The organism is Micromonospora sp. DT178 (assembly GCF_049841695.1).
In the GTDB taxonomy this organism is placed as follows: Bacteria; Actinomycetota; Actinomycetes; order Mycobacteriales; family Micromonosporaceae; genus Micromonospora.
This window is the reverse complement of record NZ_JBNCKV010000017.1, coordinates 107290-126740: the sequence shown is the minus strand read 5'-3', so window position 1 is coordinate 126740 and position 19451 is coordinate 107290. Positions and strand designations below refer to the sequence as shown.

The window sequence follows — 19451 nt, the reverse complement described above, 5'->3', positions numbered from 1 at the left end:
CCGCTTTGATGAGCCGGCTCTCGTCGTCAACGGGGAATGGACACCATGGAACGTCGTATTCGTGTCGCCGTGCTCGCGGCGCTGACCGCCGCGCTGACCGCCGGCTGTGCCGAGGGGAAGGAGTCGCCGTCGGGCGCCGGCCGGCCGTCGGCCTCGCCGGGCCCCACCGGCTCGCCGGTGACCCCCGGCCCGCCCTGGCACGACGAGGTGGTGGCGGCTCCCGCCGGCACCACGGTGGGCGGCAAGGGCACGCCCTGCGAGCTGCCGGTCACGTTCTCGGTGCCCGCCGGGTGGAAGGTCGAGGCGGTGCGGGGCTCGGCGAAGTTCGGCGAGCCCCGCCTCGACAAGGCCCTCATGCTGTGCGAGATCGACGCCCGGCCGACCGGCGACATCGGGTTCCTGCGGGTGTGGCGGGTCGACGGGGTCGCCGGCGGCGCCCAGGAGCACCTGAAGCACTTCCTCGACGCGTACTCGCCGGAGGCCGCGGACGCGGAGTACCGGCGGGTGAAGGCCGGCACCGTCGACGCCGTCGAGGCGAGCTACCCCAGGAAGGACGGCGGCCCGGTCCACGACCGGGCCATCGCGATCTCCTCCCTCTACGGTCCGATCGTGCTGAGCCTCGACACGCCGGAGCCGGCGGAGCTGCTGCCGGCGTACCAGCTGGTGAAGCAGTCGGCCCGGATCAACCGCGACTGACGCCGCTCAGGCGCCGCAGGTCGTGGCGGGCAGGCCGGTCACCGGCACCGGGGACCGGCCACCCGGGCGGGTCTTGCCGGCCAGCACCCCGGCGAGGGCGGTCATCGACACCCGGCTGGAGGAGTAGGTCGCCAGCAGGGTGGGCGACTTGGCCTTCGCCAGCACGTACGGGGTGTCCATGGCGACCGTGACGGCGGCGTCGGCGCGCAGGTCGCCGGCGCCGTCGCCGTACCCGACGAGGTGCACCACCGTGCCGCCGCCGGCCACCACCTTGACCCCGGCCGCCTTGAGCGCCTCGGTCAGCGCCGCCCGCGTGTGGTCCCGCCCGCCGGAGGCGGTCACGGTCACCGGGCCCCGTACGCCGCCGCCGCAGGCGCCCCGCAGCACCGTCACCGCCGCCGCGGCCAGGTCCTCCGCCGCCTTGCGGTGTGCCGGGCCGGCCAGCGTGGACAGCTCGGGCGTGGGCCGGTCGGCCAGCTTGAACTTCATCGTCAGCACCCGGGTCGCGGCCTCGACGAGGCGGGCGCGGGGCAGCGAGCCGTCGCGGAGCGCGGCGAGCAGCCCGTCGTACGCCTGACGGACGTTCGGCGGCATCAGGATCAGGTCGTTGCCCGCCTTCAGCGCGCGCACCGCGGCCTCGCCCGGCGACCAGCGCTTGGCCGGCGGCATGTTCATCCCGTCGGTGATGACGACGCCCTTGAAGCCGAGTTGGCCACGGAGCACGTCGGTGAGCAGCTTGTGCGAGAAGGTCGCCGCGGTGCCCGGGTCCACCGACCGCGCGTCGAGGTGGGCGGACATCACGGCCATCGTGCCGGCGTCGATGGCGGCGGAGAAGGGCGGCCACGCCCCGGTCTCCAGCGTCCGGCGGGGCTGGTCGAGCACCGGCAGTCCCTCGTGGGAGTCGGCGGCGCTGTGCCCGTGCCCCGGGAAGTGCTTGACGGTGGCCGCGACGCCCGCGGCCTGCAGGCCCCGGACCGCGCCCGCGACCTGTCCCGCCGTCACCTTCGGGTCCGCCCCGTACGACCGGGAGCCGATCACGGTGCTGCGGGTGGCGAGCACGTCGGCGACGGGGGCGAAGTCGAGGTTGATCCCCATCGCGGCGAGTTCGGTGCCGGCCGCCCGCCAGGCGGCCTCGGTCAGCTCCGGTCGTCCGGCGGCGCCGGCGGCGAGGGCGCTCGGCAGCAGGGTCACGCCGTCGGTGATCCGGGTGACCACGCCGTGCTCCTGGTCGGTGCCGATCAGGAAGGGCGCCGGCCCGGCGGGCAGCCGGCCGGCGGTCGCGCGCAGGCCGTCGGTCAGCGCGCGGACCTGCTTCGGGTTGTCGACGTTTGTCGTCTCCTGGTTGCCCTTGGTGGGGTCGTCGGCGCTGAAGCCGACCAGGATCAGCCCGCCGAGCCGGTACTTCTCGACCATCTGGGCGGGGGTGTCCACCCCGGCCAGCGCCTGGTTGCCGGCCGCCGAGCCGGCCGAGACCCGGGTGGCCGCGTCGCCGTAGGCGTACGGCATCAGCACCTGGCCGACGAGGTCCTCGTCGGCCAGCGAGGCCACGAGGGCGGCGGCGCGGGCGGCGGGGTCGGCGCCGGGGACGCTCGCGGCGGGTGTCGGGGCGGCCGTCGGGGCGGCGGCGCTCGTCGGCGCCGGGTCGGGACGGCGGTCCGCCGGCCCGGAGCACCCGGAGACGAGCAGTGCGGTCAGGGCGGCGAGCGCGACGCCGGCACGTCGCGGGATAGTCGACACGCGGCCCATCCCACCAGTTCACCCCTTATCGGGGCAACTTGACCTTCACCCGGCAGGAGGAGTCGGCCCCGGTCCGGGCCCCGGCGTCAGCCGACGCGGGTGAGCAGGGTCACCGGCGCACCGTCGCCGGCGTACCGGTAGGGCTCCAGTTCGGCGTCCCACGCCGTGCCGAGCGCCTTGTCGAGGGCGTGCGCGAGGGCCTCGGGCGCCCGCGCGCCCGCCATGATGCTGCGCAGGCGGTCCTCGCCGAGCTGGATGTCGCCGGCCGCCCCGACGCTCGCCCGGAACAGGCCCCGCCCGGGCACGTACATGAAGCGCTCGCCGTCGGCGCCGGGGCTCGGTTCCTCGGTGACCTCGAAACGGATCATGGGCCACTGCCGGAGGGCAGCAGCCAGCTCGGCGCCCGTCCCCGGACGACCGGTCCACCCGCACTCGGCCCGGCGTGCGCCGGGGTCGACGGGCTGAGCCGTCCACTGCAGGTTGACCGGCGCGGCGAGGACGCGCGCGATCGCCCACTCGACGTGTGAGCACACGGCGAGCGGGGTCGAGTGGACGTATACGACGCCACGCGTTGGCACGGTGACCTCCCGGAGAGCGAGGTGCGTCTTCCCCTACGACCTCGACCACCCGAGTGGTTGCTGGAACACATGATGACTGGTGTGACGGATGGTGCGCCAGGGAATCGGAAAATTCGCGGGTCGGAATAGTCGGACGGGTGCCCCCGTTGACCCCTCACGACGCGATGACCAGCCAGGGATCGTGGTCGTGTACAGTTCCATCGGCGGCCTGTGCCGCGCACATCTTCCGCGGGCCCACCCACCAGGGTGTCGTCCGCACAGCCCCCGGACGTTCCGTCCTCCCGTACGTCTTGCAAGGAGTACCTCCGTGGCGAGCAACACCTCTAAGACCGCGCGCGCGTCAGTCCGGGCCGGCCAGGCTGGCCAGGGTGGCGCCCTCAGCGTGCTGGGCGAGTTCAAGTACCTCATCCCGCTCAACGGCGGCAAGCACGCCTACGTGCGGAACCTGACCAACGGCAAGACCGCGCACCTGCGCACCGACTCCGAGGCCTTCGTCGAGGAGATCCGGGTGCTGGCCGCCGCCGGCCACGCCGCGAAGATCCGCGCCGAGATCAACAACCTCAACACCACCCACCCGGGTGACGGCTGGGACGCCACCGAGAAGCGCCTCGTCGAGGCCGGCGTCTTCGAGGGCTGAGCCTCCCCCACGCGACACCGCGACCGCCCGTCGGGATCATCCCGGCGGGCGTTTGCGCGTCCGCGGACCCGGGCGATGGGCCTTCCTACGTCTCCAGCAGGGCCACCTCGCCGGTCGCCAGGTCGTAGAGGGCGCCGACCACCGCCAGCCGGCCGGCGGCGGCCGGGGCGGCGAGCCGGTCGTCGGCGCGCAGGGCATCGACCGTACGGAGCACGTGCCGCCGGACCGCCATCGGACGCACCCGGGGGTCGTCGACGCCCACCTCACGCACCGCCGGGGCGATCTGGTCGACGAGGTGGGCCAGCGCGCCGCCCGGCGACCGCCCGGCGCGCAACGCGTCCACGGCGGAGGCCACCGCGCCGCACCGCTCGTGCCCGAGCACCATCACCAGCGGCACGCCCAGCTCACCGACCACGTACTCGATGGAGCCGAGCACCGCCCGGTCGAGCACGTGCCCACCGGTGCGGATCACGCAGATCGAGCCGAAGGTCTGGTCGAAGATCGCCTCCAGCGGCACCCGCGAGTCGATGCAGCCGAGCAGCACCGCGTACGGCTGCTGGTCGCCCGAGGCCGCCGCGGCGGCGGCGGTGACGTCGTGGCCGTGCACCGGCTGGCCGCTGACGAAGCGGCGGTTGCCGGCGAGCAGCTCGGCCAGCGCGGCCCGGGGCGACCCCATGTCCCCAGCTTGGCGGGCCCGCCGGGTGCCCGGAGCGGGTTGCGAATCTTCTCACCGACACGGTTGTCGTGGTCTCATGACGGGTAGCCGGTGTTACCACCGGGTATCCCCGGTGTTGCGGTTCCGTGCGGCCCTGGGGAGGTGACGATGCCGGAGCACGTCGAGGTACGTCTTCCCGACGACGTACGGCTGCACGTCGAGGCGACCGGACCGGCCGACGCCGAGGTCACGGTCGTGCTGCTGCACGGCTGGACGCTGGACGGGCGGGCCTGGCACCGGCAGCTCGCCGACCTGCGGCGACGCTTCGGCGACGCGGTACGGGTGGTGACCTACGACGCGCGCGGCCACGGCCGGTCGAGCTGCATGGCGCTGCCCACCGCCACCGTGGCCCAGCTCGGCGACGACCTGGCCGCGGTGCTGGACGAGGTGGCCCCGACCGGTCGTGTCGTGCTGGTCGGCCACTCGATGGGCGGCATGACGATCATGGAGTACGCGCACCGCCACCCCGAGCACTTCGCCGCCCGGACGGCCGGGCTGGTCTTCGTCTCCACCACCGCCGAGGGCCACACGCACACCGCCTACGGCCTCTCGCCCCGGATCGCCCGGCTGATCCGGCTCGCCGAGACCACCGGGGCCGGCGTGCTGGCCCGGTGCGGGGCCTGGCGACCGCCCCGGGCGCTGCTGCGCGCGCTGCGTCCCAGCATCCGCTGGATGCTCTTCGGCGACCGCTGCGACCCGCACGACATCCGGTTGGTCACCTCGGCGGTGGCCCGGGCCACCCTCCGCTCGATCGGCGGGTTCCGCGCCTCCATCGGGGCGCAGCACCGGCTGGACACCCTCGCCGAGCTGGCCCACCTGCCGGCCGCCGCCCTGGTCGGCGACCGGGACCGGCTCACCCCGCCGCCCTGCGCCGAGTCGATCGCCGGCGCGCTGCCGGCGACCGAGCTGACCGTCTGCCCGGGTGCCGGGCACATGCTGATGATGGAACGCCCCGACGAGGTCAACGCGGCGCTCGGCGGCGTGCTCCGGCGTGTGCTCGCCGCCCCCGGGGCCGGCGCCACCGCCGCCGCCCGGGCGGACTGAGCCGGGCCGGCGAGGGCGCGACGCGGCCGCTGCGGACGTGACGCGGGTTCCTTTCCCGCACCGGTCGCGCCGCTGGTTGCGCGCGGGCCGTACCCTCTTGCGGTTGGCCTGGCGCGGTTCGCGCGGTTCGCGTCGCCCGCCGCCGACGTCAGGAGGAGCGAGCGGTGAGCGACCAGACCACCCTGGAACAGGAGATCGCCGTCGAGCAGCGGCATCTCGACCGGGTGTACGCCCGACTGGCCGAGCTGCGCCGGTCGGCGGTCAGCGCCGAGAAGGAGGGCTACCGGCTCGCCCGGGTGGGCAACTTCGGGGCGCTGGTCGAACGGGACGCGATGGTGTTCCACGCCGCGCGGCGGCGGCACATGCTGGACGCCGAGCACGAGGGCCTGGTCTTCGGCCGGCTGGACCTGCTCGACCGGCAGGTGCTGCACGTCGGGCGGCTCGGCATCCGGGACGACGACGCCTCCACCCTGGTGGTCGACTGGCGGGCCCCGGCCGCCGCCGCCTTCTACCAGGCCACCCCCGCGCAGCCGCTGGGCGTGGTACGGCGACGCACGATCCAGTCCTCCGCCGAGCGGGTCACCCGGATCGAGGACGACCTGCTCGATCCGGTCGCCGCGCCCGCCGACATGGCGGTGGTCGGCGACGGCGCGCTGCTGGCCACGCTGTCGAAGGCCACCGGCCGGGGAATGCGGGACATCGTCGCCACCATCCAGCGGGAGCAGGACGAGGCGATCCGCTCCCCCGGCTCGGGCGTGACGATCGTGTCCGGCGGTCCGGGCACCGGGAAGACGGCCGTCGCCCTGCACCGGGCCGCGTACCTGCTCTATTCCGACCGCAGCCGCTTCGCCGGGGGCGGCATCCTGGTGGTGGGCCCCTCCTCGGTCTTCGTCGAGTACATCGCCTCGGTGCTGCCCTCGCTCGGCGAGGACACCGCCACCCTGCACTCGCTGGGCACGCTCTTCGCGGGCATGACCGCCACCCGCACCGATCCGCCGGCGGTGGCGGCGGTCAAGGGTTCGCTGCGGATGCGGCGGGTGCTGGAGCGGGCGACCCGCGACGCGGTGCCGGACGGCCCGACCGAGCTGCGCCTGCTCTACCGGGGCACGCTGCTCCGGCTGGAGCGCCGCGAGCTGGACGACATCCGCGACCGGGCGATGCCCCGGGGCGCCCGGCGCAACGAGGTGCGCCGGGCCGGCTTCGACGGGGTCTTCGCCGCGCTGTGGGCGCAGGCCCGCAAGTTGGGCGTCGGCCGGCTGCCCGAGCAGCGCGCGTTCGAGGACGAGATCGCCGAGCGGCCGGAGTTCCGGGAGTTCCTCAAGGCGTGGTGGCCCCGGCTGCACCCCCGGCACGTGCTGGGCTGGCTGGCCCGCCCGGACCGGCTGCACCGCTACGCCGGGGGGATCCTCTCCCGCGCCGAGATCCGGCTGCTGACCGACGCGTACCGGGGCCTCGACGCCGCCGGGCTGACGATCGCCGACATCGCGCTGCTCGACGAGTTGGACGCGTTGCTCGGCAAGCCGATGCGGCCGGCCCGGGCGAAGCGGGACCCGTTCCAGCTGACCGGCGGGGTCCGCGAGCTGAGCACCTTCGCCGACCGGCAGCGCGCCGCCCGCGACGCGGCCCGGGAACGCCCCGACGACTACCGGGAGTACGCGCACGTGGTGGTCGACGAGTCGCAGGACGTCTCGCCGATGCAGTGGCGCATGATCGGCCGGCGGGGTCGGCTGGCCTCGTGGACGGTGGTGGGCGATCCGGCGCAGACGGCGTGGACGGGGGATCCGGAGGAGCTGACGCGCGCCCGGGACCAGGCGCTGGGCCGGCGCAAGCGACACCACTTCACCCTCACCACGAACTACCGCAACTCGGCGGAGATCTTCGCGGTGGCGGCGGCCGAGATCCGTCGGCTGCACCCGGACCTCCCGCTGCCCAGGGCGGTGCGCTCCACGGGCGTCGAACCGGTCGAGCTGGCGGTGCCGCCGGCGGAGCTGGAGGCCGCGGTGGTGGCGGCGGCCGGCGCGCTGCTCGCCGAGGTCGAGGGCACGGTCGGCGTGATCACGCCGGTGCCCCGCCGCGACGAGGTGGCCGGCTGGCTGGGCGGGCTCGGCGCGCCGCGCCTACAGGTGGTGACCAGCCTGGAGGCCAAGGGCATGGAGTACGACGGGGTCGTCCTCGTCGCCCCGGGCGAGATCCGGGCCGACCCGGGGTCGGGGGTACGGACGCTCTACGTGGCGCTGTCCCGGGCCACCCAGCGGCTGACCACCGTCGACCCGATCGGCTGAGGATCCGTTACTTGCATACATAGCGATGTCAGCATAAATTGAACGCGAATCCGGACCCCCCGAGGGAGGATGGGCGCGTGGGCGCAGGTCATGACCACCATCACGGGTCGGTGGCGAACGCCGCGCACCGCCACCGGGGCCGGCTCTGGGCGGCGTTCGGGCTGCTCGCCGGCCTGATGGTGGTGGAGGCGGTGGCGGCCTTCCGCACCGGCTCACTGGCCCTGCTGAGCGACGCCGGGCACATGTTCACCGACGTGCTCGGCATCGGCATGGCGCTCGCGGCGATCGCCGCGACCCGGCGGGCGGGCGCCGACCCGCAGCGCACCTTCGGCCTCTACCGGCTGGAGGTGCTGGCCGCGCTGGCCAACGCCGCGCTGCTCTCCGGGGTCGCGGTCTACGTCGTGATCGAGGCGGTGCGCCGCTTCGGCGACCCGCCCGAGGTGCTGGCCGGCCCGATGCTCGTGGTCGCCGTGCTCGGCCTGCTCGCCAACGTCGGCGCCTTCGCGCTGCTGCGCTCCGGGGCGAAGGAGAGCATCAACGTCCACGGCGCGTACCTGGAGGTGCTCGGCGACCTGCTGGGGTCACTCGGGGTGATCGGGGCGGCGCTGCTGATCGTCGCCACCGGCTGGTGGTGGGCGGACCCGCTGGTGGCGGTCGGAATCGGCGTGTTCATCCTGCCGCGCACCTGGCGGCTCGGGCGGGCCGCGCTGCGCATCCTGGTGCAGGCCGCGCCGGAACACCTCCAGGTCACCGCAGTGCACGACCGGCTGGCCGCCGTGCCCGGCGTCGCCGAGGTGCACGACCTGCACGTCTGGACGCTGACCTCCGGGATGGAGGTGGCCTCGGCGCACCTGACCATGGCCCCCGGCGCGGAGGTCGGCGCGGTGCTGGGCGCCGCCCGGGCCGCGCTGCACGACGACTTCCAGATCGAGCACGCCACGTTGCAGATCGAGCCGGGAGCGTCGCCCGGGGCCTGTGGGGCGGTCGAGTGGTAATGAGGACAACCTTAAATCTGGGAGAGTATTGTGGCCTTATGCCGGATTTGACTGTTAGTGGACGCGCACCGTCCGTCACCTGCGGTGCACCAGTCACACCGGCACCGGTAGGCTCGGCTTCGGCCTCCGCCAGGCGGCACCCACCGGTGCCGGCGGTGGCCGCCGCCTAATCGCCCGACGGGGCGAACCGGGGAACCAAGTTCGTGGGGTGCATCCGCGTCAGCGGTAGGGATCTTCCGTCCCGAACCCGTCAGCTAACCCGGTCGGCGGCTGACGGAAGGACACGTGTATGCCAGTGATGGCACCCGTACGACGACGTGCCGCCCGCACGGCGGCCCTGATCGCCACGATGCTCGCCCTCGGCGCCGCGGTGGCCCCGGTCACCGCCGCCCCGGCGGCGGCCGCCACCCGCGCCGGCCTGCTCGCCGCGGCTCCCGGCCAGGACGAGGAGGGCGGCACGCCCGCCCTGCGGGCCCAGCTGGAGGCCGCCAGCAAGGGCTACCTCGACGCCAAGCGCGCCCTGGACACGTCGGCCAAGCGGCAGCAGCAGCTCACCGCACAGCTCAAGACCACCGAGGTCGAGCTGACCGCGCGCACCGCCAAGGTCGGCGAGATCGCCGGGGCCGCCTACCGCACCGGCCGGCTCAGCGTGGCGTCCGCCCTGCTCAACAGCAGCTCCCCGGACGGCTTCATGGACCGCGCCGCCGCCCTCGACGCGGTGGCCGCCAAGGAGGACCGGGCCCTGCGCGAGCTCCAGGAGACCCGGGACGAGGCCACCCGCACCAAGCTGGCCCTGGACGGCGAGATCCGGGAGCAGCGCAAGCAGGTCAGCGTGATGGCCAAGCGCAAGGAGCAGGCCGAACGGGCGCTGACGGTCGCCAACCGCGAGCAGCAGCAACAGCGGCAGCAGTCCGCGGGCGGCGGCTCCTCGCCGGGCGGCACGTCGAGCAAGACGGCGAAGGCGGCGCCACGCAACTCCGACGGCTCCTGGCCGCGCGAGTCGTGCAGCGTCAACGACCCCACCCCCGCCAACGGCTGCATCACCCCGCGCACCCTGCACGCGCTCAACCAGGCCAAGGCGGCGGGCTTCACCCGTTACGTCTCCTGCTACCGCCCCGGCGGCTCGGGCGAGCACCCGAAGGGCCGGGCCTGCGACTTCGCGGCCCAGAAGGGCGGCTTCGGCGGCGACGCCACGGGCGGCGACCGGACGTACGGCAACAACCTGTCGGCGTACTTCGTGCGCAACGCCGACCGGCTCGCCGTGCTCTACGTGATCTGGTACCGGCAGATCTGGCTGCCGAGCAGCGGGTGGAAGTCGTACAGCGGAGCCAACGGCGACCCGTCCAGCGACCACACCAACCACGTGCACCTGTCGGTCTACTGACGCCCGCGCCCCGGTGCCCCGCCCGTCGCGGGGTCGCCGGGGCGCACACGGCGCCCGTCGCCTCCGGCCGGGCCTGGCTGCTTCGCGGTCAGCCGGCCGGCGGTCCGGGCGGGTTCGTGTCGAGGGCCGCGGCGAGGCGCGCGGCCAGCCCGAGGTGGGCGGCGCGGGCCTGGCGGAACGCGTAGCCGAAGAGCGGCGCGGGCGCGGCGAGGGTGATCTCGACCTCGATGCGGACCACGCCGTCGGGCTCCGCCCGCAGCCGGGTGTGGTTGCGGACGGTGGTGGCGGGCCACTGGCGGGCCACGGTGACGATCTCGTCCGGATCGTCGACGAGGACGTCGGCGCGGTAGGTGATCGGCAGGCGCACCGGCCCGGCGGCCAACCGATCGGTGATGTCGTAGCTGGCGCGCGCGCCGGGACGGGGCGACACCCGACGGACCCGGACGATCAGCGGGTGCAGGTCCACCTGCCGGGCGGGGTCGGCGAGCAGCGCCGCTGCCTGCGCGAGGGAGCAGCGCGCCTGGACGGTGTAGCTGAAGGAACTTCGCCTGAGCACGCCGTCTCCCAGCGTCGGTGGTCGCCCGATCGTCGCGCATGCCGGGCGCGCTGGCAACGCCGCGCCGATCCCGCCCGGAGTCCGGACGCCCAGCCGCCGATCCCACTACGGTCAGCTGGTGAATGGTCACGGCACGTGTCGGTCGGCGGAGGGCGGGCGCATGAACGGGTACGACGGATGAGCGGGCACGTGATGGTCTTCGCGCCCACGCCCCGGCTGACGGTGACCGTCGACCAGCCCAGCGAGGAGCCGGAGCTGCACCTGCACCCCGGCGGGCAGGGCGTCTGGCAGGCCCGGATGGTGATGTCGCTCGGGGTCGACGTGGTGCTCTGCACCGCCCTCGGCGGCGAGATCGGCCAGGTGCTGGAGCCGCTGCTGGTCAGCGAGGGGGTGAACCTCAAGGTGGTGGTCCGCGACTCCGGCAGCGGCGGCTACGTGCACGATCGGCGCGACGGCTCCCGGCAGGAGATCGTGGACGTGCCCGGCCAGCCGCTCAGCCGGCACGAGCTGGACGAGCTCTACAACCTGGCGCTCGGCGAGGGCCTGCGCGCCACGGTCAGCGTGCTGAGCGGGCCGAACGAGCCGTCGCTGGTCCCGGCCGACCTCTACCGGCGGTTCGCCGCCGACCTCGGGGCCAACGGCAGCCGGGTGGTGGTAGACCTCTGCGGCGAGCACCTCGACGCCGTGCTGGACAGCGGCGTCTTCTTCCTCAAGGTCAGCCACGAGGAGCTGATCGCCGACGGCCGCGCCGACGGCGAGGACGAGGAGCAGCTCACCCGGGCCCTGTACGACCTGCATGCCGGCGGCGCCGAGAACGTGGTGGTGAGCCGGGCCGACAAGCCCGCCCTCGCCCTGGTCGACGGCGAGGTCTTCGAGGTCGAGATGCCCCGACTGGAGGCAGCCGACCCGCGCGGGGCGGGCGACTCGATGACCGCCGGGGTGGCGGCCGTGGTGGCGCGCGGCGGTGACGTGCGCACCGCGATCCGTACCGGCGCGGCGGCCGGCGCGCTGAACGTGACCCGGCACGGCCTCGGCACCGGCCGGCTCGACTCGATCACCGGCCTGGTCGACCGGGTGCGCCTCGTACCGGCCGGCAGCCGGCCGCAGGAGCGGACCAGCCCCGACGAACTGGCCGACCGGGCGGCCGGGCGATGACGCTGCGGGTACTGGTCACCAACGACGATGGGATCGCCGCACCCGGCATCCAGGCGCTCGCGCGGGCGGCGGCGGACCGGGGCCTGGACGTGGTCGTCGCCGCGCCGCTGGAGGAGGCGAGCGGCACCAGCGCCGCGATGACCGCCGTGGAGCGCGACGGGCACGTGGTGGTCCACGAGCACCCGCTGCCGGAGGCGCCGGGGGTGCCGGCGTTCGCGGTCGGCGGCTCCCCCGGTTTCATCGCGCTGATCGCCGTGCACGGCGCCTTCGGCCCCCCGCCGGCGGTGGTGCTGTCCGGCATCAACCGGGGCGCGAACGCGGGACGCGCGGTGCTGCACTCGGGCACGGTGGGTGCGGCCTTCACCGCCGCCGCGAACGGCTGCCGGGCGATGGCCGTCTCGCTCGACGTGCTCTCGGCCGGGGAGGGCACGGCCGCCAGCGGGGGCGCCGCGGTGGCCGCCGCCGCCCGGGTACGCGACGCCGAGCGGCACTGGGCGACGGCCGCCCGGGTCGCCCTGGACCTGCTGCCCCGGCTCACCGCCGGGCCGGTCGAGAGCGTGCTCAACGTGAACGCGCCGGACCTGCCGCACGGCCGGCTGCGCGGGGTACGCCGGGGCACGCTCGCCACCTTCGGCCAGGTGCAGATGACGGTGGCGGAGGCCGGGCACGGCTTCGTCCGCACGTCGCTGGAGGAGCCGGGGCAGGCCGTGCAGCCCGGCACCGACCTCGCCCTGCTGGCCGAGGGGTACGCCTCGGTGACGGCGATCCGCGCGGTCACCGAGGTGGCGGACGTCGACCTGTCGGGCCTCGGCGACGCCTGACCGGCCCGCCTCACGCCTCCCGCCGGGTGCCCGGGGCGGGGCCAGGGCAGGGCGGGGTCCGGGCGGGGCGGGGCGGGGAACGTCGGCGCGTCAGGCGCCGGGGAGGACCTCGGGGGTGGGCGCGCCGGCGTAGTAGGGCTCGGGGGCGCCGAAGAGGCCGAGCAGGCCGGTCACCCAGAGCTGCCGGTGCACGAAGCGGCTCGGCTCGGTGACGACAAGCTTGACGCCGCTCACCTCCGCGGTCTGGAAGCCGGCGACCATCGCGCTGATGCCGACCGAGTCGATGAAGGTGACGAGCCGCATGTTCAGCTCGATCCGACCGGGACGCCCCTTGGTCAGGACCTCGGCAATCGCCTCGCGCACCTCGTACGCGGTGTCGACGTCGATCTCACCCCGCGGGGCGATCTCGATGACACCACCGGGCAGGACCGACTTCACGATCGACAGGCTCACGCGAGCACCTCCACTCGCCCGTCCGACGGGCGCCTCATCAGTACGCGGGCCGCGACCGAGAGTATTCCTCTGACGGCCTCGGTCGCCACCCCTCGGGATGAGCAATTCGCGGATCAGGGCACAGCAAGTCGCCCTTATCCGGACTATTGACGTTTTGTCTACCCGACGATCAGCTGCCGCTGACGCGTCGCGCCGCCCCAGGGTAGCCGGCCCCCTCCGGCAACGCCCAACAGCCGGCCCCCCGGCGTGGCCTCTTCCGCTTCGGCCCCGGGCCTTGCCCGTTCTGCCTAGCATCGGCTCGGAGACACGACTGCGACCGGGAGGACGATCGATGTTCAGGAGACTTGCCGCGCTGGCCGGCGTCAGCGCGCTGTTGGCCCTCGTACTGGCCTGCGGGTTCGGCGGCGGCGGAGGCGATGACGACGACGACGGCGACGACGACTTCGCGCGGGGCGTGCCCGCGGCGGTCGCCGTCCGCTGACGCCGGGCCCGCGCACCGTCCGCCGACGTCCCCCGCACCGCCGCACGGGGGTTTGCGGAGCGGGCCCACCGGGCACAGGCGGAAAAGAGCGAACCGTCACACGCCGGTGCGACGCCGAAGTCCGAAGTGGCCGCCGGCTTCGGCACCCGAGGAGGTACCCACCATGTTCGGAAGCAATCTGCTGGACCGCCGCAGCAAGCCCGAGCGGATCACGGACCAGGCGTGGCAGCACCTGGTCTCGGCGGTCAGCTCCGCCAGCGACAGCGTCCGGGACACTGCCCGTTCGGCCCGCCGGGGCGGCTCCGGTCTCGCCGACGAGGCCGGCGACCTGGTGGGCTCCGCGGCGGACGAGGCCCGCCGCCGGGCCACCCAGGCCTTCGAGGCGCTGGCCGGCCGCCGGCCCGCGCTGCCCTGGACGCTGCTGATCGGCGCCACGCTGGTCGGCGCGGCGATCGGCTGGGCCGCCGGCACCGCCGCGCGGGCCGCCGGCAGCCGGGGCGACCGGGCGATGGACGACATCGAGTTCGTCGACGTCGACCGGCCCAACTCCCCCGTCGGCCTCGACGGCTGACCGGCTCCGGGGCTGCGGGCCCTGGACGACGCCGGGCTGACCGCCGCACGCGGTCGCGACGAACGGGCCCCGGAAGACCGCGAGGTCGGCCGGGGCCCGCGCCCGTTCCGGGCGACGTCCCGGGGCGGGCGACCCGTCGTCCCGCGCCCGCTCAGAGGGCGGCGACCCTCGCCGGAGCCCGCTCCGCCCGGCTCAGGGCGCGCAGCACCGACGGCTGCCCGTGCCGGCGTACGGCGAGACGGGCCAGCAGCGTCAGCACCGGGTCGACCACCTCGGCCGGCAGCTCCGGGGTGGGCACGCCGACGCTGACCGCGAGGTCGTCCGCGTGCACGACGAGTTCCATCAGCCGGGTGGTCAGGTAGTCGTCCAGGGTGAGCGACCACGGGCCACGGAGCACGTGCACCACCCGCCCGGGTGGCTCGGCCGCCAGCACGTCCGCCAGCTCGCGCAGCGTGGCGGCGCACCGGTCGACCAGGGCGGCCGGGCCGTCGGCGGCGAGTCCGTCACCGGCGCGGCGGATGGCGACGTTCACCGTGGCGTCGACCGGGGCGCCGAGCCAGGTGCCGCGCGCGTAGTGGTCGAGCAGCCCCACGGGGTCGCCGGCGGGGACAGGTGCGGCCAGCACGGCGGGGACGCCGAGCACCTGGCTGGCGAGGTGGCCGGCCAGGCCCCCCACGCCGAACGCAGGCAGGGCGCTCGGTTCGTCCCAGCGGGCCGCGACGGCGGGGGCGGCGAGCAGTTCCACCGCCGAGCGCGCGGCGGTGAGATAGGTCGTCCTGATCGGACTCACGGAGGACCCCTCCTTCGACGGGCGATCCCCCGAGCCTATGGCCCGGCGGGACACCGGCCCTCTCGGTGCGTGCCGGATAGGCCGCTCCCTCTCGGTCACGGACCGGGCGGGGCCACCCGGCCGCTCCGCACGACCGCGCACGTCACGCCTCTGGTGGGGACGGGGTGCGCGGTCGGCGGAGCGGGCGGTCAGCGGGCGGTGCAGGTGACGGTGGCCGGCGCGGTGTTCGCCCCGGTCGTACTCCCCAGGAAGCCGGCGGTGGCGGTGGCGCCCGCACCGAGGGCGCCGTTCCAGCCGGCGTCACGGACGGAGACGGTCGCCCCGGTCTGGGTGTGGGTGCCGCCCCAGAGCTGGGTGATCTTCTGACCGTCCGGGAAGGTCCAGCCCACCGTCCAGCCGGCGATCGCCGCGCTGCCGGCGTTGTGGACCACCAGCTCGCCCTGGAAGCCGCCCTGCCAGGAGCCGGTCACCCGGTACGTCGCCGTGCACCCGCTGGTGGGCGGCGGGGTCGTGGGGGGCGGCGTGGTCGGCGGCGGCGTGGTCGGGGGTGGGGTCGTCGGCGGTGGGGTCGTCGGGGGCGGGGTGGAGGTGGTCGGCGTCGGGTCGGGCGTGCCGCCGAGCCGGTCCGCCACCAGGATGCCGCGGCCGTTGGTGCCGAGGTAGACCCGGCCGTAGACCCGGGGGTCGCCGGTCAGGGCCTCGCCCGCGTTGCCGTGCTGGTGCTGGTCGTCGTTGATCCGCACCCAGGTCGCGCCGGTGTCGTCCGAGCGGTGCACGCCGGGTCGGCCGTCGACGGTGCCGAACAGGTACAGCGCCGGGTACGTCCGGCCGGGCGCGGCCTTGCCGAAGCCGACGTTGCCGGCGGTGCTCACCGCCGCGAGCTTGGCAAAGGTGGCCCCGGAGTCCGTCGAGCGCCACAGCCCGCCCTCGCCGGCCAGCCACAACTCGCCCTCCTTGCCGGGCAGCGCCTTGAACCTGACGTTGCCGGTGGTGGGCAGGCCGGCGGCGGCCGAGGCGGTGAAGCTCGCCCCGCCGTCGGTGCTGACGTAGAGCTTGCCGCCGGCGAAGGCGTAGAACTTGTTCGGGTTGACCCGGTCGGACTCGATGGTCGCGTTGGCCGGGACGCCCGTCGACGCGGCCCACGAGGTGCCGAACCCGACCGAGTGCACCACCCGCTGGCCGGCGTCGCCCGGCGCCCAGACGAACCGGCTGCCGTCGGCCGACGCGGCGACCGTGCCACCGCTGTTGACGCCGGACGGCTCGGTGCCCTGGAACCAGTTCGCCCCGCCGTCGGTGGAGAACGCGACGTGGCTGTCGTTGGGGCGGTCCGCGTCGGCGAAGTTGCCGGCCCGCACCATCACGGCCGGCTTCGTCTCGGCGTAGTCCAGGCTGGTGGTGCTGGTGAAGTTCGGCTGGGTGAACATCATCGGCGGCACGGCGTCCAGGTCGGTGTGCCGGAAGCCGCCGATGTCGCCGAGCGCGCTGACCAGCGGCGCCCCGGAGGGCGGGCTGACCAGGTCGAGCACTGCGGTCTCCTCCAGGCCCTTGACCATGGGCTTGATGGTGAACTGGCTGCCGGCGTCCCACTTGGTGAGGTCGGTGCTGCCGTAGATGGTCGCGCCGGTGCCGTACATGAAGCGGTTGCTGTCGTGCGGGTCGATCTCGACCGACTCGTTCATCCAGCCCAGCTTCGGGGTCTCCTCCGGCGGGGCGGGGTTGCTGCCGAAGGTCAGCCACGGCACCGAGCTGACGTCCATGGTGTAGCGCTTGGACCTGTTCGGGTAGCTGGTGAACTCCCAGATCCGGGTCCAGGTGGCGCCCCCGTCGGTGCTGCGCCAGAAGATCGCGTCCGGCCACCACGAGATCTGGGTGGCCACCATCAGGGTGTTCGGCTTCTGCCGGTCGATGGTGAGGCCGCTGTAGCCGAAGTACGCGTCGGTACTGGTGGACGGGATCGGGCTGATCCGCGTCCACGCGCCGGTGGCGCGGTCGAACTTCCAGACGTCGCCCTTGCCGCCGTCGTACGGGCCGCCGGTGTCGCTGGTGGCGATGTAGAGGAAGCCGCCCACCGGATCGACGACGCCCTTGTGCGCGAGGTAGCCGGTCGGCTGCCCGGCGATCCGCTCCCATCTCGCGCCGCCGTTCGTGCTGCGGTAGACCGGGTTCTCCTTGTCGGCCACGCCGACGTAGACGGTCTGCGTGGCGTTGCCGGCCGTACCGGTGCTCTTGTCGAAGCTGACCCAGGTCAGGCCCTGGTTCTGGCCGTTGTAGCCGTTCGGGTCGCTCGGGTCGGCCCGGTAGTTGCCGACGTTGGGGAAGTTGGCCACCTTGGCCCAGGTCGCCCCGAAGTCGGTGCTGCGCCACAGGCCGTTGCCGCCCTCGGCGCCGTAGTACAGGATGCTGTTCTTGTTGGGGTCGACGGCGAGCCGCTCGCCCATGCCCCGGCCGGGCATGTTCCCGCCGTTCTTGAACGGCAGCTCGGTGACCTGCCAGGTGGCGCCCTTGTCGGCCGAGCGGAGGATGGCGCCGTTGTTCGGGTCCCAGTCGTTGGTGTACATCCCGACGGCCGCGTAGACGCGGTTGGTCTGCACCGGGTCCGTGGCGACGCTGACCACGCCGTTCCAGCCCCACTTGTCGGCGCCGACCCAGTCCAGCAGCGGCGTCCAGGACTGCCGGGCCTGCTCCCACCGGTACATGCCGCCGATGTCCGTGCGGGCGTAGATCAGGTTCTTCTCGGTGGGGTTGAAGACGATGCCGGGGACGAAGCCGCCGCCGTCGATCCGGACGTTCTTCCAGGTGTACGGCTCGGCGGCGGCTGCGGCGGCGGTGGGCGCGCCGGCCGCGGTGAACGGTGCCGCCACGACGGCCGCGGCGACGACGAGCGCGGACACGACCGCGCCGACGTAACTTCTCCGCATCTGCGGTTCCTTCCGGGTTCGGACGCCGGGAGCGGACGCGGTGACGGCCACGCCCGGCAACGGGGACGTGCGGAAACGCGCGGAGCTGCCCTGGCTCCGGTCATCGGCGCGACGGCTCCCGCACCCGAGGAACGGGCTTACCCTAGCCGATTCCACCGACCTGCTGGAAGCGCTCCCAGGAACCACCCGGGTCGGGTGAGGAGCCCTCATCCCGGCCGGCGCCAGGATCGGTCCCGGCGGCCCCGCGCGCACCGGACAGCTATCCCGTGAGGAGTGACAGATGGCCATCGAGACGATCAGCAGTACCGACCAGGACATCCAGTCGGCCGTCCTCGACGAGCTGACCTGGGAACCCCGGGTACGGCCGCACGAGATCGGCGTGACCGTCGCCGAGGGCGTGGTCACGCTGACCGGCCGGGTGGACAGCTACGCCAAGAAGTGGGCCGCCGAGCGGGCGGCGCACCGGGTGGCGCGCGTCCGGGCGGTCGCCAACGACCTGGCGGTACGCCTCGGCACCGGCGCGGAACGCGCCGACCCGGACATCGCCGCCGCGGCCGGGCACGCGCTCGAGTGGGACGCGTTCGTCCCGCTGGAGCAGCTCGACGTGACCGTCTCGCACGGCTGGGTCACGCTGCACGGCGGGGTGGACTGGGAGTACCAGCGCCGCGCCGCCGAACGCGCCGTGGCCCGGCTGACCGGCGTACGCGGAGTCAGCAACGGCATCACCGTGCGCCCGGATACCCGGCCGGACGGGCACGCCCTGGCGGTGCGGATCGTCGACGCGCTGGCCCGCAACGGGGCCACCGAGGCGGAGCGGATCACCGTCCGGGTGCACGGCGACACCGTGGTGCTCGGCGGGCTGGTCCACTCGATGCCGGAGCGGGCCGAGGTGGAACGGACCGTCTGGTGCGCACCGGGCATCCGCGAGGTGCAGAACCACATCGCGGTCGCCCCGGTGCTGGGCTGAGCCGGGAACGGACCACCCGGGCGGGGTGAGCCATCCTCACCCCGTCGCGGCGAAGGCTGGGAGGCATGACTGAGGGGACCACCCGATGACGACTCCACTCCAGGTCACCGCCCGCCTGCGGACCCCGGTGACCGGGCACGACCACATCCGCGGGCCGGTCGACGCGCCGGTGACCGTCGTCGAGTACGCCGACTTCCAGTGCCGGTTCTGCGGAGCCGCGTACGCGAACCTGCGGGAGCTGCTGCGGCAGCGGGCCGACACGGTGCGGCTGGTGTACCGGCACTTCCCGATCACCAACATGCACCCGTACGCGGAGCAGGCCGCCGAGGCGACCGAGGCCGCCGGCCGGCGCGGGCAGTTCTGGGCGATGCACGACTGGCTCTACGAGCACCAGGACCAGCTCGACCCGGTGCACCTGTCGCTCGGCATGGAGCAGCTCGGCCTGCCCGCCGACGAGGTCGCCGCCGAGGTGGAGCGGCAGGCGCACGGCGACCGGGTGCGGCGGGACTTCGTGGGCGGCATCCGCAGCGGCGTCCACGCCACCCCGACCCTGTTCGTCAACGGCACCCGCCACGACGGGGACTATGACGTCGCGGACCTCCTGGCGGCGGTCGACGCCGCCACCCCCTGACACCCACCCGCCCACCTCCTCCCCTCCGGCGACCGCCTCC

Annotated in this window: 19 protein-coding genes and 1 riboswitch; of the genes, 12 read left to right on the top strand and 7 right to left on the bottom strand. The window is 74.5% G+C overall.

What is annotated here, in order from left to right; genetic code table 11:
• Positions 1-45 precede the first annotated feature (45 nt).
• Positions 46-696: a lipoprotein gene (locus ACLQ22_RS25940; protein WP_425694620.1), complete on the top strand. Its 651-nt coding sequence runs from the start codon at positions 46-48 to the stop codon at positions 694-696.
• Positions 697-702: 6 nt separating this feature from the next.
• On the opposite strand, the gene ACLQ22_RS25935 is transcribed toward ACLQ22_RS25940, so the two are convergent.
• Both ACLQ22_RS25935 and ACLQ22_RS25930 read right to left on the bottom strand, forming a co-directional pair.
• Positions 703-2442, bottom strand: a complete 1740-nt coding sequence (locus tag ACLQ22_RS25935) for a glycoside hydrolase family 3 protein (protein ID WP_425694619.1) — start codon at positions 2440-2442, stop codon at positions 703-705.
• A 77-nt stretch (positions 2443-2519) separates the two neighbouring features.
• Positions 2520-3011 (bottom strand): DUF3145 domain-containing protein, encoded by a 492-nt coding sequence (locus ACLQ22_RS25930; protein WP_121400330.1) that lies wholly within the window; start codon positions 3009-3011, stop codon positions 2520-2522.
• Positions 3012-3318: 307 nt separating this feature from the next.
• Here ACLQ22_RS25930 and ACLQ22_RS25925 point away from each other — a divergent pair, with 307 nt between their 5' ends.
• Positions 3319-3648: a hypothetical protein gene (locus ACLQ22_RS25925; protein ID WP_074313395.1), complete on the top strand. Its 330-nt coding sequence runs from the start codon at positions 3319-3321 to the stop codon at positions 3646-3648.
• 85 nt (positions 3649-3733) lie between these two features.
• On the opposite strand, the gene ACLQ22_RS25920 is transcribed toward ACLQ22_RS25925, so the two are convergent.
• Positions 3734-4324 carry a carbonic anhydrase gene (locus ACLQ22_RS25920; RefSeq protein WP_425694618.1) on the bottom strand — a complete coding sequence of 197 codons (591 nt, stop codon included), beginning with the start codon at positions 4322-4324 and terminating at the stop codon, positions 3734-3736.
• Positions 4325-4471: 147 nt separating this feature from the next.
• Here ACLQ22_RS25920 and ACLQ22_RS25915 point away from each other — a divergent pair, with 147 nt between their 5' ends.
• The 4 genes from ACLQ22_RS25915 (at position 4472) to ACLQ22_RS25900 (ending at position 10068) form a co-directional block, all read left to right on the top strand.
• Complete coding sequence (locus ACLQ22_RS25915; RefSeq protein WP_425694617.1) at positions 4472-5407, top strand: alpha/beta fold hydrolase; 936 nt, start codon at positions 4472-4474, stop codon at positions 5405-5407.
• A 164-nt stretch (positions 5408-5571) separates the two neighbouring features.
• Complete coding sequence (locus ACLQ22_RS25910; RefSeq protein WP_425694616.1) at positions 5572-7689, top strand: HelD family protein; 2118 nt, start codon at positions 5572-5574, stop codon at positions 7687-7689.
• 77 nt (positions 7690-7766) lie between these two features.
• Entirely contained in the window at positions 7767-8684 is a 918-nt protein-coding gene (locus tag ACLQ22_RS25905; protein WP_425694615.1) for a cation diffusion facilitator family transporter, read from the top strand.
• Between the two features lie 153 nt (positions 8685-8837).
• Positions 8838-8969, top strand: a riboswitch (cyclic di-AMP (ydaO/yuaA leader).
• A 13-nt stretch (positions 8970-8982) separates the two neighbouring features.
• On the top strand, positions 8983-10068 hold the full coding sequence (locus ACLQ22_RS25900; protein ID WP_425694666.1) for a coiled-coil domain-containing protein: 1086 nt from the start codon (positions 8983-8985) through the stop codon (positions 10066-10068).
• An 88-nt stretch (positions 10069-10156) separates the two neighbouring features.
• Here the strand turns inward: ACLQ22_RS25900 and ACLQ22_RS25895 are convergent, their stop codons facing one another.
• Positions 10157-10624, bottom strand: a complete 468-nt coding sequence (locus ACLQ22_RS25895; protein WP_425694614.1) for an SRPBCC family protein — start codon at positions 10622-10624, stop codon at positions 10157-10159.
• 177 nt (positions 10625-10801) lie between these two features.
• Between ACLQ22_RS25895 and ACLQ22_RS25890 the strand changes: the two genes are divergently transcribed.
• Both ACLQ22_RS25890 and surE read left to right on the top strand, forming a co-directional pair.
• Entirely contained in the window at positions 10802-11779 is a 978-nt protein-coding gene (locus ACLQ22_RS25890; protein ID WP_425694613.1) for a 1-phosphofructokinase family hexose kinase, read from the top strand.
• Complete coding sequence (gene surE, locus ACLQ22_RS25885) at positions 11776-12600, top strand: 5'/3'-nucleotidase SurE (RefSeq protein ID WP_425694612.1); 825 nt, start codon at positions 11776-11778, stop codon at positions 12598-12600. The genes ACLQ22_RS25890 and surE overlap by 4 nt, the downstream gene beginning before the upstream one ends.
• Positions 12601-12690: 90 nt before the next feature.
• On the opposite strand, the gene ACLQ22_RS25880 is transcribed toward surE, so the two are convergent.
• The gene (locus tag ACLQ22_RS25880; protein ID WP_088998998.1) at positions 12691-13053 is read right to left on the bottom strand and encodes an STAS domain-containing protein; all 363 of its coding nucleotides are present in this window, start codon (positions 13051-13053) and stop codon (positions 12691-12693) included.
• 331 nt (positions 13054-13384) lie between these two features.
• Here ACLQ22_RS25880 and ACLQ22_RS25875 point away from each other — a divergent pair, with 331 nt between their 5' ends.
• Positions 13385-13534 carry a hypothetical protein gene (locus ACLQ22_RS25875; RefSeq protein WP_158619081.1) on the top strand — a complete coding sequence of 50 codons (150 nt, stop codon included), beginning with the start codon at positions 13385-13387 and terminating at the stop codon, positions 13532-13534.
• Between the two features lie 163 nt (positions 13535-13697).
• Positions 13698-14105 carry a hypothetical protein gene (locus ACLQ22_RS25870; RefSeq protein ID WP_425694611.1) on the top strand — a complete coding sequence of 136 codons (408 nt, stop codon included), beginning with the start codon at positions 13698-13700 and terminating at the stop codon, positions 14103-14105.
• Between the two features lie 151 nt (positions 14106-14256).
• Here ACLQ22_RS25870 and ACLQ22_RS25865 read toward each other — a convergent pair whose 3' ends face one another.
• Positions 14257-14895 carry a maleylpyruvate isomerase N-terminal domain-containing protein gene (locus ACLQ22_RS25865; protein ID WP_425694610.1) on the bottom strand — a complete coding sequence of 213 codons (639 nt, stop codon included), beginning with the start codon at positions 14893-14895 and terminating at the stop codon, positions 14257-14259.
• Positions 14896-15083: 188 nt separating this feature from the next.
• A complete protein-coding gene (locus ACLQ22_RS25860; RefSeq protein WP_425694609.1) occupies positions 15084-17813 on the bottom strand; it encodes a cellulose binding domain-containing protein in 2730 nt (909 codons plus the stop codon).
• Between the two features lie 280 nt (positions 17814-18093).
• Here ACLQ22_RS25860 and ACLQ22_RS25855 point away from each other — a divergent pair, with 280 nt between their 5' ends.
• Positions 18094-18780: a BON domain-containing protein gene (locus ACLQ22_RS25855; protein ID WP_425694608.1), complete on the top strand. Its 687-nt coding sequence runs from the start codon at positions 18094-18096 to the stop codon at positions 18778-18780.
• A gap of 85 nt (positions 18781-18865) precedes the next feature.
• The gene (locus tag ACLQ22_RS25850; protein ID WP_121400318.1) at positions 18866-19411 is read left to right on the top strand and encodes a DsbA family protein; all 546 of its coding nucleotides are present in this window, start codon (positions 18866-18868) and stop codon (positions 19409-19411) included.
• Positions 19412-19451 lie beyond the last annotated feature (40 nt).